This window comes from Bowmanella pacifica (assembly GCF_014645355.1).
GTDB classification, from domain to species: Bacteria; Pseudomonadota; Gammaproteobacteria; order Enterobacterales; family Alteromonadaceae; genus Bowmanella; species Bowmanella pacifica.
In genome coordinates this window covers 950,230-965,287 of sequence record NZ_BMLS01000001.1, presented here as the reverse complement: position 1 = coordinate 965,287, position 15,058 = coordinate 950,230, and the positions used below count along the sequence as shown (strand labels likewise).

14 protein-coding genes are annotated in these 15,058 nt (G+C 51.5%); 3 read left to right on the top strand and 11 right to left on the bottom strand.

All coding sequences use genetic code 11. The annotated features are described in order from the left end of the window. Positions 1-38 precede the first annotated feature (38 nt). The 8 genes from IEX02_RS03790 to IEX02_RS03755 form a co-directional block, all read right to left on the bottom strand. Positions 39-707, bottom strand: coding sequence for a DUF4097 family beta strand repeat-containing protein (locus IEX02_RS03790; RefSeq protein WP_188690490.1), 669 nt, complete (start codon positions 705-707; stop codon positions 39-41). A gap of 196 nt (positions 708-903) precedes the next feature. Next, on the bottom strand, positions 904-2,646 hold the full coding sequence (locus IEX02_RS03785) for an LVIVD repeat-containing protein (RefSeq protein ID WP_188690488.1): 1,743 nt from the start codon (positions 2,644-2,646) through the stop codon (positions 904-906). A gap of 11 nt (positions 2,647-2,657) precedes the next feature. Then, the gene (locus IEX02_RS03780; protein ID WP_188690486.1) at positions 2,658-3,656 is read right to left on the bottom strand and encodes an amidohydrolase family protein; all 999 of its coding nucleotides are present in this window, start codon (positions 3,654-3,656) and stop codon (positions 2,658-2,660) included. A 9-nt stretch (positions 3,657-3,665) separates the two neighbouring features. Next, complete coding sequence (locus IEX02_RS03775) at positions 3,666-4,181, bottom strand: 3-hydroxyanthranilate 3,4-dioxygenase (RefSeq protein ID WP_188690484.1); 516 nt, start codon at positions 4,179-4,181, stop codon at positions 3,666-3,668. A 1-nt stretch (position 4,182) separates the two neighbouring features. Next, on the bottom strand, positions 4,183-4,620 hold the full coding sequence (locus IEX02_RS03770) for a RidA family protein (protein ID WP_229702033.1): 438 nt from the start codon (positions 4,618-4,620) through the stop codon (positions 4,183-4,185). 1 nt (position 4,621) lies between these two features. After that, the gene (locus IEX02_RS03765) at positions 4,622-5,404 is read right to left on the bottom strand and encodes a 2-keto-4-pentenoate hydratase (RefSeq protein ID WP_188690477.1); all 783 of its coding nucleotides are present in this window, start codon (positions 5,402-5,404) and stop codon (positions 4,622-4,624) included. A 9-nt stretch (positions 5,405-5,413) separates the two neighbouring features. Further along, the gene (gene mhpD / locus IEX02_RS03760) at positions 5,414-6,211 is read right to left on the bottom strand and encodes a 2-keto-4-pentenoate hydratase (RefSeq protein WP_188690459.1); all 798 of its coding nucleotides are present in this window, start codon (positions 6,209-6,211) and stop codon (positions 5,414-5,416) included. A gap of 9 nt (positions 6,212-6,220) precedes the next feature. Further along, on the bottom strand, positions 6,221-7,681 hold the full coding sequence (locus IEX02_RS03755) for a 2-hydroxymuconic semialdehyde dehydrogenase (RefSeq protein ID WP_188690456.1): 1,461 nt from the start codon (positions 7,679-7,681) through the stop codon (positions 6,221-6,223). Positions 7,682-7,985: 304 nt separating this feature from the next. Here IEX02_RS03755 and IEX02_RS03750 point away from each other — a divergent pair, with 304 nt between their 5' ends. Then, complete coding sequence (locus IEX02_RS03750; RefSeq protein ID WP_188690453.1) at positions 7,986-8,933, top strand: LysR family transcriptional regulator; 948 nt, start codon at positions 7,986-7,988, stop codon at positions 8,931-8,933. 455 nt (positions 8,934-9,388) lie between these two features. On the opposite strand, the gene IEX02_RS03745 is transcribed toward IEX02_RS03750, so the two are convergent. After that, positions 9,389-11,596, bottom strand: coding sequence for a TonB-dependent receptor domain-containing protein (locus IEX02_RS03745; RefSeq protein ID WP_188690450.1), 2,208 nt, complete (start codon positions 11,594-11,596; stop codon positions 9,389-9,391). Between the two features lie 166 nt (positions 11,597-11,762). Between IEX02_RS03745 and IEX02_RS03740 the strand changes: the two genes are divergently transcribed. Next, the gene (locus IEX02_RS03740) at positions 11,763-12,623 is read left to right on the top strand and encodes a hypothetical protein (RefSeq protein WP_188690447.1); all 861 of its coding nucleotides are present in this window, start codon (positions 11,763-11,765) and stop codon (positions 12,621-12,623) included. Continuing rightward, positions 12,607-13,257 carry a UPF0149 family protein gene (locus IEX02_RS03735; RefSeq protein WP_188690443.1) on the top strand — a complete coding sequence of 217 codons (651 nt, stop codon included), beginning with the start codon at positions 12,607-12,609 and terminating at the stop codon, positions 13,255-13,257. Before IEX02_RS03740 ends, IEX02_RS03735 begins: the two co-directional genes overlap by 17 nt. Here IEX02_RS03735 and IEX02_RS03730 read toward each other — a convergent pair. Together IEX02_RS03730 and IEX02_RS03725 are read right to left on the bottom strand one after the other, a co-directional pair. Next, positions 13,229-13,864, bottom strand: a complete 636-nt coding sequence (locus tag IEX02_RS03730; protein WP_188690440.1) for a response regulator transcription factor — start codon at positions 13,862-13,864, stop codon at positions 13,229-13,231. The genes IEX02_RS03735 and IEX02_RS03730 overlap by 29 nt on opposite strands. Continuing rightward, positions 13,861-14,994 (bottom strand): sensor histidine kinase, encoded by a 1,134-nt coding sequence (locus IEX02_RS03725; protein ID WP_188690437.1) that lies wholly within the window; start codon positions 14,992-14,994, stop codon positions 13,861-13,863. The genes IEX02_RS03730 and IEX02_RS03725 overlap by 4 nt, the downstream gene beginning before the upstream one ends. Positions 14,995-15,058 lie beyond the last annotated feature (64 nt).

Here is a 15,058-nt window from a genome sequence, read left to right as displayed (position 1 = left end):
CTTTTTAATCAATCAGTCTAACAAAGGCGTCAGGACTTTTACTCCGCGCTGTAACGACGTTCCACCTTGTTAAGCAGTGCTGGGTCTTCCAGTTTAAGGCGTACCGGTTTTTCCAGAATAATGCGTCCATCAATGCGCACGTCTTTTTCCACTACTAATGCTGGCTCATCCTCTTTGCTCCAGTCCCAACCATCATCCTTGCGGTGTTCAAACACCACATCGCCCTTTATTTGTGTGTTACCACGTAACTTGATATCACCGTTCAGGGTTTGCAAATCTTCATTCACAACCGCATCTGTCAGTAGGATGTCGCCATTGACCGTGCTGATATCGCCGCCCACCCGGGCTCCTTTTTGTAACTCAATACGGCCGTTCACTGTTTCCAGGTCGTCATTTACCTGTAAGTTTTTGCCTGCAGTAATACTGCCATTGACCGTTTCGGCTTCTTCCACTGATACGTTGTCGCCCAGTTCGATGCCGCCGTTGACTGTGCTGACGTCGCCAGCATGGCTGCGATGACCAATATCAATACCGCCATTCACTGTACTTAGATCGCCTACCTGACGGTCGCTTTGAATATCAATGCCACCAAACACAGTGCTTGAATTGCCATGTGCATCGGCATCACCACCCACGTGAATAATACAGCCAGATAACAAAGTGACGCTGAACAGAGGTACAAGCAGAGCAAGTGTATGTTTTTTCATGATAATTCCGTTGATGTTGCTTTTTTATATTTAAAAGCAATCCCCAGGCCACATGTTAAAACTTATATAAATCATATGGTTATAGTTTTCTTTGTGGGGTGGGAAAATTAGCATTGCTAAAATTTGGCACAATTCGCCACTTTTGCTGAAAAACACGCCACTCAATTAAAAAGGAGCCATAAGGCTCCTTTTTGTCTCACGATTTTGGCGGCCAGGCCTGTTTGGGGGGGGCAAAGCTGGGTTCACCCAAAAGCGGGCTGGACAGGGCATAGAAGCCGTGGTTGGTAAACAACCAGAACAGGTTGCGGTCGTACTCTACATAGACCGAATGGGATAAATTGCCCATGGCATAGCTGGCGACCTGATCTTCCTTAAAGGGGGGCACAAAGTAGGCCGCAATTTGCGGTTTATCCGGGTTGCTCAGGTCAAACACCTGCAAGCCGGCATTGTAGAAGTTAAACGGCAGAATACCGGCTTTGTGACTACCTGGTTGATGATAGGCACCAGTGCGTTTTGGACCAAAGCTGCCACGACGCTGACAAAAATCCGTAAAGGCTGCATCGGCTGGCGGTTTAGGGCGTGGCATCACACCTTTGACCTTGGGATTAGCCGGGTCAGACACATCAATAATATGGATATCTTTATAAGGCTCGTAACAGTCTTCGTTGAGTGGATAGCCGCTGAAATACACCAGACCGGTTTCTTCGACCTGAGACACGTCGACAAAATCCCCTTCGGTACCGGCAATATTGGCCGGGAACTTCAGATTACTGATCACCTGCATATTGGACGGGTCGCTGATATCCACTACTACAAAACCTAACCCGCCCATGGCACCATAACCATACTTACCACCCTGGGAAGCCGGCTTGGGAATAAACAGTGGCATACGAGAGCCCATCCAGGAGGTACGGTTACCTGCGCGTGGATCGGTTTTAAATACCGCCTCATGCTCCGGGTTGCCGACGATTTGCCCGGGCAAACCGAGCATATCCAGGAATCTGGGATTAGTCGGGTCAGACATATCCCAGGCCTGATAGCCTGCACTGTAAAGGTCGTTGGGGTATTCGGTCAGACCCCAGCGCTTATCCGGGGCTGCGGAGACATACATGATATCGTCGCCAAAATATGCGGGAATATCCCTTACCCCTGAACCTTGCTGCTGCCCAACAGGGGCATCCGCATGCAAGATGTCTGTGGTCCGCTCGGCAATCAGTTTCCAGTCTTTGGGGAGCGGGCCATTCATCTCGTAAACTTTAAAGCCTTTAAGATGATTGGCATTGCGAATAGCTTCTACTTTTTCTGGTTGGCGGTATTTATCACGTAGCAAACCGAAACGGCGAATCTCAAAAGACTGCACCATCACATATTTACCCAGCTTTTTGCTCCACTGGATACTGGCGGCGCCCATCATGTCGTTTTCTGCATACGGATTTTGCGCTTCCGCATCAGGGCCGTTAGCACCCCAGGTGTGGCCGCGGGTCAGAAGCAGTTCAACTTTCTTGGGGTCCGTAATATCAAATATCTTCAGATCACGGCGCACATATTGGTAGAGATAGCGGCGACCATTGAAATCAACAATATTCTGCCAGGTATGAAAAGGCTCTACCGTAATAGGGTAGTAAGCTTCCACCTTCATATTCTTGATGTAGCTGTTGGGATCCCAGTAATCCAGTTGTCCTTCAAAAGGAAAGGCATCATGAGACTCCGGGGTCGCCTTGGGATGCACAAAGCTGCCATCTGCCTGCATACCATAACTACCTGGCACTGGGTTGGCCGGCGTGCGGTCACCACCCAATTCAGCCTGGCGCTTAACCATAGGGTCCTTGATGTTAATCGGGGTATCTTTACTGATGTCCCAAGGACTGGCGATTAAACCCGTGCTGACAACTAGCGCAGCGGCTATGACACTCAGTGGGAGCCATTTTTCGTTCTGCATGTCGGTCTCCGTTATTGATTAAGGTTAAAAAATTCAGCGGCATTGTCTGCCAAGATGCGTTGCTTGGTCTGTGCGCCCAGTCCATCGTGGCTTTTTACCAGTTCACCAATAACCTGCTCACCCAGTGGGAAGGGATAGTCGGAGCCCAGCATCACCCGCTCTTCGCCCATGGTTTTGACCAACAGCGCGAGGGCATCGGGGTGAAATACCGCAGAGTCCACATAGAACCTGTCCATATAGCTGGAGGGGAGGTTAGGGCAGTCTTCGCGCACTATATCTCTGTGTTTCCAGGCGTTATCCACGCGGCCAATCAAATAAGGAAAGCTGCCACCACCATGGGCAAAACAGACTTTCAGGCTGCGAGGCAAACGCTCAAAGGCGCCAGATAAGATCAGGGATAAAATCGACAGTTGTGTTTCGGCTGGCATGGCGACCAACCAAGGCAACATATACTTGGGCATGCGCTCGGGGGCCATCATATCCCAGGGATGGATAAGCACAGGTGCGCCAATATCGGCGCAGTGGTGCAAGAAGGTCACAATACCTTCGTCATCCAGATTCTTCAGACCCACATGGTTGCCAATTTGCACCCCCACATGGCCATTGGCCATACAGCGGGAAACCTCAGCGCAGGCCGCGTCGATATCCTGCATGGGGACCTGACACAGGGCTTTGAGGCGTTGGCTATCCGGAGTGCAAAGTTCCAGTGCCTGGTCATTCAGCCAGGCAGCGAGTGCTAACGCCTGTTCCACGGGGCGGTGGTAGGCAAAAAGTACCGGTGTGGCGCACATAATCTGGATGTCGATACCAAGCTTATCCATATCTGCCAGGCGTTTTTGGCTGTCCCAGCAGGCATGGGTAATAGGCCGGAATAGTTTGCCGTCAATCAGAATATCGGCGTGTTCGGCATTCTTATGCACCACTTGTGGCCAGCCCTGGCTGTTAAAACGCGCAGCGAAGTCCGGCAAACTAGCTGGAAAAAAATGCGCATGCATGTCGATTAACTTCATGGCCAACTCCTATTTGCCGGGGTGCAATTCGCCACAGGCACTGCAGGTGCGTAATTGCTCATTTTCCTGAAAGGCTTTAAACAGCGGGGGCAGGTCTTTGACTATGGATTTCAGTTCCACCTGCACTTCATGCAGCAGGTGGTTGCAGCTCAGGCAGTACCAACGAAATGCGTCATGCTTGCCCTCTGGGCGTTTGGGCTCAATAACCAGACACAGGCTACCAGGCTCCGGGCGTTGTGGAGAATGGGGCACATAGGGTGGTAACAAAAATACGTCACCCTCCTTGAGCTCCAGTTTGTATGGGCCGTTTTCCCCCATGATGTTGAGGTATGCATTCCCTTTCATTTGGTAGAAGAACTCTTCCACCGGGTCCACATGGTAGTCAAAGCGCTGATTGGGGCCACCCACTACCGTACACATCAAGTCTGCATCTTCCCAAATCAACGCGTTGTTGACCGGCGGTTGCAGCTTATCTTTATGGTCATCCAGCCATTTCTGGAAGTTAAAGGCTTTGAGTTGTGTCATGTTAGCTCTCCTTGACCGCACGGGGCTGCGGCTTATAGGCCACCGCCTTGATTTCAATCAGCAGGTGCGGATGTGGCAACTGATGTACGGCTACTGTGGTACGGGTTGGTCCGTTGGCATCGAAGTACTCGCTATATACCTGATTGTAAGAACCAAAATCATTCATATTGACCAGAAAGGTACTGATTTCTACTAAGTCAGCCAGGGTTGCCCCTTCGGCGGCCAGAATGTCGCTGATGTTGTCAATCACCGCACGGGTCTGGGCGCGGATATCCAGATTGGTGGTGCCCATAGCGTCCACTTCTGCGCCCACTATGCTGTTATCCGGCAGGCGCGAGCTGGTGCCCGAGACAAATAAAAAATCACCGGCGCGCTTAATGTGGGGAAACTTGCCTCTTGGTGTGGCTTTACCACTGACCAGGGTTGAACGGTTAGTCATATTATTCTCCGGCATGCAGATGGACCTGACCCATACTGCTGGTATGCAAGCAAACATGGTCGCCAGTACAAAGCGGATGTGCTGCTGTGGCCGCGCCGGCCAGCACTATCCAACCGGCTTCCAGACAAATATCGGACTCTGCTGCCAGGCGCGCTGCTTCCACCAATGAGCGCCAGGGATTGCCAAGAATGGCCGAGGATGAACCTATCTGTACCGGCTTACCGTTGATTTCCATCACCATGGCCTGATTGCTGATGTCCTGTTTGGGGGAGCACCACTGTCCCAAAACAAAGCCCGACGACGAGGAGTTATCCGCCACCACATCGGCCAGCGAAAATTTAAAATTGGCGTAACGTGAGTCAATAATTTCCAGCGCCGGTGCGATGGCTTCCACCGCGTCCATGGCTTCCAACAGGCTGACCTTGCCTTTCAGGGTTTTATTCAGACGGAAGGCTATTTCCGGTTCTATCCTGGGGTGAATAAAACGCTGCATACTTACCCTGTCACCTTCCACCAGTTGCATGGTGCTGGTTAAGCGGCCCCATATAAGATCATCTACGCCCATCTGCAGCATCTTGGCCCGGCTGGTAAAGCCCATTTTAATGCCCAGCAGCTTTTCACTGCGATTCATGCGCTTTTCTATACCAGCTGCCTGAACTTGATAGGCTTGCTTAAGGCCGATCTCGGGGTAATCCAAGCTGAGTTGGGGTGTTGCCTGGCTATTTAGCATGGCCTTATCCAGAATATCTGCCATTTGCAGGGTCTGATGTCGTTTACTGTCCATGGGCCTTCCTTATTTCGCACTGAAACTGGCACGCACTGAGCCAAGTCCACTGATTTCACAATCAAACACATCACCCGGCTGGACTGTTACCATAGGGCCAAGGGCACCAGTCAGAATGGTGTCGCCGGCACGCAAAGGTTGCCCTAACTGTGCCATGGTTTTGGCCAGCCACAGCGCCGCACTCAAAGGGTGACCCAGGCAAGCTACCCCAGCACCGGTGGAAACCGGTTCTCCGCGACAACTTAAGCTCATACCGCATAGTTTGAGATCTATTTGGCTAAGGGGGGTTGGTTTGCCACCCAGTACATACAGGCCACTGGAGGCGTTGTCTGCCACAGTATCTACAATGCGGATATCCCAGTTTTCCACCCGGCTGCCAACTATCTCAAGGGCTGGGAGTGCAAAGGCGGTGGCGCGCAAAATATCTGCGAGGGTAGGCTGCTGCATGTCCAGATCCTGCTCCAGCACCAGAGCCACTTCGGCTTCAATTTTAGGTTGCAGTACCGCGGAAAACGGAATCTCGTCGCCTTCGGCAATGGCCATGTCGGCAAACAGGGCGCCAAAATCGGGTTGGTTAACACCCAACTGGGTTTGTACCTCTTTGGATGTCAGGCCGATTTTTCGACCGACTAACCGGCGGCCCTGCTGTTGCCAATATTCTGTGTTGAGCTGTTGCACCCGATAGGCACTATCAAGATCGTTGTCTGCCAACAGCGTGCGCACGGGAGCGCAGGGTTGGCCGCACTCCTGGGCTTGGCGCAATTGCATAGCGGCGCGAAGTTCAGCGTCAGTGGCTTGTGATTGCATAGTTTCCTCTTACAGCTTGATGCAAATATTGCTGGGTTCAGCATAAAAATTCAGGGAATGCTGGCCACCCTCACGGCCGATACCAGACATTTTCACCCCGCCAAAAGGCGTTCGCAGGTCGCGCAGATACCAGGTATTTACCCAAACCATGCCGGCTTCCATTTGCCTGGCCACCCGATGACCACGGCTGATATCCCGAGTCCAGATAGCGGCAGCTAGGCCGTACTTACTATTGTTGGCCAGCGCCACAGCTTGTTCTTCACTGTCAAACGAGCTGATATGGGCGATAGGGCCAAAGATTTCTTCTTTAACGCAGCGGGCGTCTTCGCTCAGGCCGGTAATTAAGGTGGGTTGCACCCAAGCGCCTTGGTCGCGTTCATCACCAAATTCGGGCACGCTGCCGCCGGTGACAAAAGTGGCGCCTTCTTCGGCGGCCAGTTTGTAGTAAGACAGCACCTTGTTGCGATGCTCAAAGGAGATCAGTGGCCCCATGTCGGTGTCTGCGTCCGTGGGCCAGCCAATTTTCATGGCCTCGGCCTTTTGTTTTAACGCCGCCACAAAGCGGTCAAAGAGGGAACTATGCACATACACCCGCTCGGTACAGAGGCACACCTGACCACCGTTAGTGAAGACGGACCGCGCAGTACCTTCGACGGCCGCATCAAAGTCAGCATCGTCAAAGATAATTGCGGCGTTCTTACCGCCAAGTTCAAAGGACAGGGGTTTTACGTGCTCTGCGGCGGCGCGCATAATGGCACTGCCGGTGCGGGACTCGCCGGTAAAGGTGATGGCATCAATATGTGCATGGCTGGTGAGATATTCGCCGGCTGAATTTGGGCCAAAGCCATGAATAAGGTTGAACACCCCTGGCGGAATCCCCGCTTCATGCATCACCTCGGCCAGTAAGGTGGCGCTGGACGGTGTCTCTTCCGAGGGTTTGGCGACGATACAATTGCCCGCCGCTAGTGCAGGTGCCAGCTTCCAGGTTAGCAGCAATAACGGCAGATTCCAGGGAGCGATGACAGCAACAACGCCAAGGGGTTTGGGCAAACTGTAGTTCAGTGCGCCTTTGCCATCTGGCGTGTCAGTATGAAAACACTCACTGCCAGCGGTTTTTACCATATCGGCAAATACCCGGAAATTGGCGGCACCACGGGGAATATCAATGCTGGAAGCCTGCTGCAGGGATTTTCCGGTATCGCGCATCTCAGCAGCGACAAACTCATCAAACCTGGCCTCAATCCCATCGGCGACTTTATGTAACAAAGCAGCGCGCTGTTGCACCGACATGCTGCCCCAGGGGCCGCGCAACGCTTCTTTAGCGGCCATAACCGCCTGATTAACTTGTTTTTTATCGGCTTCTGCGACCTGGCAGATTGGTACGCCGTTAACCGGATTGATATTGTCGAAACGCTTGGTGCTGTCGACAAATTTCCCGTCGATGTAGTGATGCAAAATACTCAATGTCATTCCCGATTCTCTTATTGCTGCATAGGACAGCGCTGAGGCTTGGATTGACTTTACAGACCGTTAACATAATACAAAAATAGAATTTACCGACTTGGTTATAAGATAAAAGTTATATCTGGCGCTAGGCTCATTCACGGTGGGGGGTATAGGGTGGCAATTAACCAGAATTGAAATTGAGTATTTCTTATCCAAAGGAAACTGTGGTAAGACATAATAAAAGGGTTGGTAAATTCATGTTGCTATAGCTTTTAACTGATAACTGTGCCCGCCCAGCGAATAATAAAAAATCACAGAGGCTTTGAACATGACTCCAGAAAAATTGCAGCGCGATATGGTTGCCCGCATGAAGCTAAAGCACTTGAAACTACTAGTGACTGTGGGTGAGCAGTGCAATATCTTCAAAGCAGCGCAACTGATGAACATGGCTCAGCCTGCGGCCACCAAGATCATCCGAGACATTGAATCGGCTTATGAGTTAATTTTATTTGAACGCTCATCCCGCGGTGTGGTGCCCACCTTGTATGGTGAGGTACTAATCAAACATGCCAAGTTGGTACTCTCACAAATAAAACATGTCAGTGAGGAGCTGACTTCTTTGCAGGGCGGTTTATCTGGCCATGTTACTGTGGGCACGCTAATTACCGCCAGTTTGACCCTGTTACCTAAAGCCTTGGTGCGGTTGCGTGCGGAACGACCAAATATCTCAGTTACCGTAGTTGAAGGGACACAGGATGTGTTGCTCCCAAATTTGGTGCAGGGGGATTTGGATATGGTGGTCGGCAGAATCCCTGAACATCAGGATTATGACGGTTTAACCTCAATCGAGCTCTACCAGGAACCCACTATGATAGTGGCGAGAGCCGGTCATCCGCTGAGTAACCGTGGTGTATTAAGCCTGGAAGATTTATTGCAGGAAGACTGGATCCTGCCTTCTCCGCAGACCTATCTGCGTCGCGAGTTGGATCAGAATTTCCGCGATCAGGGGTTACCGTCTCCTGCGCCTGTAGTGGAGTCGGTTTCCGTGCTGACCAACCGCACACTACTGCGAGAAACCGATATGATCGCGGCCATGCCCTATCAGATCTTTCGTACCTATGAACAACTTGGGGAGTTATGCCGACTTCCGGTACCAGCCTTGGCCCGCAAAGGGCCGGTGGGTATCACTATGCGTACTGAAGGGGGCCTGACACCCGCGGCCGCTTGTCTTGTAGAGGATCTTAGGCTGGTGGCGGCGGAACTAACTGAAAGTTGAAACACCTTAGCGGCATTCATTAGCGTGTTGAACCCGATCTAAGATCGTTGTATTGCTGCGGATCCGGGATCGCTGTATTAAGAATCGCGTAATTGCTGCCAACTGATTGAAATAAATACATTGTGGATTACTTCTTCGTCGATGTGGCAATGGAGTGCTTGGGTTGCGGTTGCTGATTGCTTGCGTTAAAAGTTTGCTGAACAGCTCATATTGATGAGGCCTGATTTTGTAATGTTTTATCGCGAAGAGAAGTTGCAAGCCGGAATTGGTACAGCCACTTAACTTATCCACTGTTGGCTGAAAAAGCTGTGGAAAAAGCTGTGTCTTAAATTTGGATGTTGTTGGAAGAAATGCGCTTAATTGCGGGGATCCTGCAGAGATCCTCTGGCAAAATTGGCTTGCAAAGGTAAGGAGGATCGCGTGTTGGATCCTCCTGTTTGGATCGTCGGGTGGCCTTAAAAGCGGCCCTTGATACCGAATCGGATCGCCCGTCCCGGCAGCGGTGCGACATCTTTAAGGAAAGACGAATGTACTCTGGCTTCTTCGTCGGTCAGGTTGTCTCCCTTAATGAATAGAGTCAGATCTGCTAAATCGGTTGGCAGGTAGTAGTTAACGCTGGCGGATACCAGAGTATAGCCCTTTGTTTCGGTCTCATACTCAGCGTATTTGTCCTGCTTACTGTAATGGGTAAAGCCTGCCTCAGCATGCCATCTGTCGTATTCAAAGTGCAGCGAGGAGCCTATCCGCAGTGGCGGAATGCGCGGCACATTACTGCCATCATCCAGCTTGGCACGGGTGTAATCAGTAAAGGCATCAATGCGCCAGTTTTCAGCGAAGTGCCAGTCCATCTCGGCCTCAAATCCGTATAGCTTGGCATCTTGCTGAGCAAACAGGAATACCGGCAGATCCTCGCCGTGCGCGTGTCCGTCTTCCGACTCTCCGCTGTCTTCTATTTCATCATGAGCGTGCAGATGTCCGTCACTGATCACCAGTCCGGTGTCCTGCTGAAACACATAATTATCTACCTGGTTGTAGAACAAGCTAACCGATGCGTGCCATTGATCGGTGTGATAACGGTAAGTGAGGTCAAGGTTATTGGAGACCTCCTTGTCCATCTTGCTTTCGGCCTGCTCCAGCAGATATTCATCCTCGTGTTGGTGAATGGCGAAGCCACCACCAATTTCATAGGTGCCGGTGCCAATATGTGGACCAAAAGCAAAAGTTTCTGAAGCGGAAGGCGCGCGTTGCGAGTAAGCATAGTTAAAGGCCAATGACTGGTGCTCATCCAAGCTCCACACCACGCCTGCGGAGGCACTCACGCTGTTGTAACGCTGTTCGTCAAAGTGGATTTCGTGCTCCTCTTCTTCCTCAGCAGCGTCATGGGCTTCGTGCTCGTGGGCCAGTGCTTCAAAAAAAGCATTGTCCGGCTGATGGCGAACTTTCTCTACACGTAGCCCCAATTGCCACAGCAAGTCACCGGTGCGTTTTTCTTCCAGCACGAACATGGCCAGACTCTGGCTGTCCGTGGGAGGAGTAAAAGCCTCTTCACCAATGGCGGAGAATTCAACGTCATTGAAGTGCAGGCCTATCACCCCTTCCCAGCCGAATAGCGGCTTGTGTTCGGCCCATAGGCGGGATTCCAGCGTTTGATTCTTGAAGGTGGTGCCAACGTGTCCCTCTTCAATTTCGCTGTGCTGATAATCGGTATAGCCGTTATGCCAGTGCACTGCAGAGAAGGGACCGGTTAGGTTATTCCAGTCAATAATGGCCTGAAACCTGTCTTGCTCAAGACGGGCGTATACGCCTTCTTCGGTTTCTGCACTGTGTTCGTCGGTTTCATGCTCTTCATGGGCATGGCCGGGAACACCATAGTCAGACTCTAGCCGACCATAAGAAAGTGCCAGACGAAAATCATCTGTAATCCAGCCGCTGCCCATGGTAAAACCTTGTGCGTCGATAGCAGAATTTTCCAAGTATCCGCTTTGTTCATCGCCATGCTCGTCTTCGTCATGCGTTAACTCGGCTTCGCCTGGGATCTCAAAATTATCGGTTTTACGGCTGAAGGCGTCCAAGTGCCAGGCAAAGCTGCCAGCACCGCCGTTTAAATCGGTGGAAACGGTTTTCTCGTTGGCGACTGTGTCATAAAAACCCATAACCTGGCCGCTCAAACTATCCTGAGTTTGCTGCGGGAGGCGGTTATCCACCACATTTACCACCCCACCAATTGCCCCGCTGCCATACAGTAATGTGGCAGGGCCTCGCAGAACTTCTATCTGCGTAGCGGTAGATACTTCAGTTGCAACACTATGGTCTGGTCCAACTCGCGACGCATCGGAAGCGTCCAAGCCATTTTGCACAATCTTAATTCTGGGGCCGTCCAGACCGCGAATAATCGGGCTGCTGGAGACAGGGCCGAAGTACGAGCTGTTTACCCCTGGGGTGTTTTTCAACGTCTCGCCCAGCGTCGCAGCCTGATTCTGTGCAAGCTCTTCACCACTGAGAATGGATACCGGCGTAGCCGATTCCAGAACCGTACGCTTCAAGGGTGAAGCACTGATCACCAATGTTTCAATATCATGTTCGTCTTTCTGGACAGGCTTGTCATTAGCCCAGCCCAATGCTGGTAGCAGTGCAAGCAGAATAGGGGATAAGCGTACTTTCATGGGGTTACCGCTATAATCGTGAACTGGTAATAGTATAACATTTCCGCTTATTGGCAGGTCAAGGTTAGACCGATAGAAAGGAGTGCTTTTGCGACAAACAATCCGTTATTACTTATTAGGCTAATTTCTGCTGTAATAGATATAAGTATTTGTTGGAAGGCATGTCTTGGACCTATCTGATTCAACCCTTGGTCTGGAACGGTTAACACCAGAGCTCGCTATATTTCGGCAGCAATGGAGGCCTCTGGCCCGGCAGTTAACCGGTTTAAAGACCCCTTATGTCCTGGGAATAAACGGCGCGCAGGGCAGTGGAAAGTCTACACTGGCCAGGTATCTGCAAGCTGAACTGGGGCAAACCTTTGGCCTGCAGGTGGCGGTGCTGTCCCTTGATGATCTCTATTATCCGCAGTCACACCGGCGTTGGCTGGCGACGCAAGTTCATCCTTTATTGGCCACCCGCGGTGTACCCGGCACCCACGATATCAGTTTGGGCTTGGAGCTGCTCCGTCGTTTTCGCACTGGACAAGAACTTAGCCTGCCGAGATTTGATAAAAGTAAGGATGGCAGAGCCACCGAAGGAGAATGGCTGGAAGGTCCGGCAGATATCCTGATTGTTGAGGGCTGGTGCCTGGGCGCCGAGTCGCAGACAGAGGCAGAATTGGTGCTGCCTATCAATGAATTGGAAGAACGTGAAGATACTGATGGGGTATGGCGAAGCTATGTGAATAATTGTTTGGCCACGGATTATCAGCGTTTTTTTACCGCCCTCGATGAATTGTGGGTATTGCAAGCCCCCGACTGGCAGAGCGTACTGCATTGGCGTGCCGAGCAGGAGCAGAAACTGAGACAAACGCGTGGCAAGGGGATGGATGCACAGCAACTGGCTAGATTTATGCTGCATTATCAGCGCCTGACCTGCCATCAACTGGAGAATCCACCAGTGGCGGCCACCAGGATTTTTCAACTGGATAGCCGCAGGCGGGTACAAACCGTTACAGGACGAGCAGCACATGACTGGCAAATTTGAACCGACCTATCAAACCCTGCAGCAGCTGTGTGAGGATTATCCGCAGCTGCTACGCAGTTATGATGAAGTGCTGGGATTAGTGTTTGCGGTCTCTGCCGCGCCGCAGATTCCGCCGCCACAGCAATGGATGCCCTGGGTGTTAATCAGTGATGAGATGTCATCTGAGGTGGCTGACAAGCTTACCGAAACGCTGATGGCTTGTTTCAAGGCCCAACTGTTGAGTATGCGTGATGAGCAAAGGTTGTTGCCGACATCTTGTTGTTATCATGCGGGAATGACCCTGGAAGACCCCCTCAGCCAGTGGATGAGTGGTTGTCTGCTTGGGCATCAGCATTTGCAAAATGTATGGCAGCAGGCCTGGACGCAAATGCAGCAGCAGGAAGCGGAGCGCTCTGTGTCAGCGGCCAAGGAACTGAGTCATTTACTGCGCCTGTTCAGTACCTTTGCCAATGTACCTTTAGCCCTGGAGCAGGCGACTGCCAAAGGTAACACCCAGCTTAATGCGCAACTCGACGCTATTGCCGAAACCCTGCCACGGGCATTAGGCCAGTATGTCGCGCTGTCCGGTATGCTGGCCGCTTACCTTCCACATCAGTTTGAAACCTTTATATCAGGCCAAGATCCAGCGCCTTAAGCACCGCCCGGGTTCTGTCGCGCACGCACAGCTTGGCCAAAATTGCGGATACTTGATTGCGGATAGTACCCACTGACCTGTGCAGCGCGTCGGCAATTTCGTGGTTAGAATAACCGGCCGCCACTAACCTCAATACCTGCACTTCGATATCCGTCAACTGCTCTATCAGGGCGGTAGGGGAGTCGTTATTGTCCCTGGCTTTTTCCACCCGGCAGGTAACGGCGGGCTGCAGCCAGCTTTTGCCTTGTGCAAGAGTGAGAATGGCATTGGTTAGCGCATCGAAACTAACATCCTTGCGCAGGTAGCCTTTGGCGCCCAGTTTAATGCATTCCAGCACCAGTTCGTGGTCATCAAAAGTGGTCAGGATCAACACAGGTACCTGAATATCCGCTTGGCTGAATTGCTTCAGCACATCCAGTCCCGTCACTTTGGGCATACGAATATCCAGTAATATCACATCTGGCCTATGGGCCAAGGTCAGGGCCACAGCCTCTGTGCCATCATCAGCTTCGGCAACAACATCCAGGCCAGGCTTTAACTGCAGTAAACTCTTGATGCCTTCACGTACCAGATTCTGGTCGTCTATTAACAGGATCCTGACTTTCATGCGGCGCTATCCGGCAGACTGACCAGCAAACGGAAGCCGGCTGCGTCTGCAGTGATTTTTAATTCACCGTCCAGCTTATTCAGTCTTTCCTGCATGCCGGTCAGACCGTGGCCCGGCACCACTTGCCTGGTATGGCGACCGTTGTCCTCTATCTGCAGATACAGTATTTCCTGGCGTTTATACAAATGCAGTCGACATTGCGTTGCTCTGGCATGCTTGAGCACATTGGTTAGTGCTTCCTGGGCACAGCGGAACAAGGCTTCTGCGGCGCGTGCGTCGGTAATTACCACGTCCTCGGCCACATCCAGTATGATGTTCAGGCCGTCCAGATCCTGAATCAATGCTTGTAGTGCTGATTGGATATCTAGCTGGTTGGCACGACGAATATCTGCCACGGCTTCACGTACATCGGCAAGCAACAACTTGGCTAACTCCTGTGCTCGTTTGATGGGTTGGCTGGCATTGTCCTGGCTTAACTGGTTAGCAACTTCCAATTGAATGCTCAGGGCCGTCAAATGATGTCCCAGTACATCGTGTAAATCCCTTGCTATACGAAGTCGTTCATCACGTCGGGTGGTAGTGTAAAGTAAGCTTTGGGTAGCCCTGAGTTCCCTTAACAGATGGGCATTGGCTTCCTTTGCCTGTCTTTCGGCTTGTAAACGGGTGGCGATGAAAAGGGCAAAGAGGTTCAGCGTGGAGAACAACATGGCGTTGACCAAGCCATACTCAGCAGGGGACAACAAAAAATTCAGTAGGGGAAGTAGCAGGCAGATAAGCACACAGATCAGGGGCTTAAACAGCTCACTAAGGTGTGCAACCAACATAATACCCAGGATAAGAATCATCCCATTGGGAAACAGCCACATTAGCGACAGTAGGCATAATGACTGTACCAGCGGCCCAAGCCAGATAAGCTCATTTCTCAACATGCGCCACAGATAGCCGGCCAGAAACAGCAGTAACAAACTGCAAACCAGCACAATGGTACCCGGCGTCGGAGGCAGACGATGCTGAATATTGGGATCGTTCAGTTGCCAGAAATGCAGGGTAAAAAAGCAGATAAATCCCCAGGTTAAAAAACCCAGGCCAAGTTCAAAAAATTTGCTGTTCAAACGACGAGATAACTTCATAACACCAGTATCGCATAGCTCCAGTATGCCTCGAATAGGGCAAATGTCACGATCTTGCCAGCGA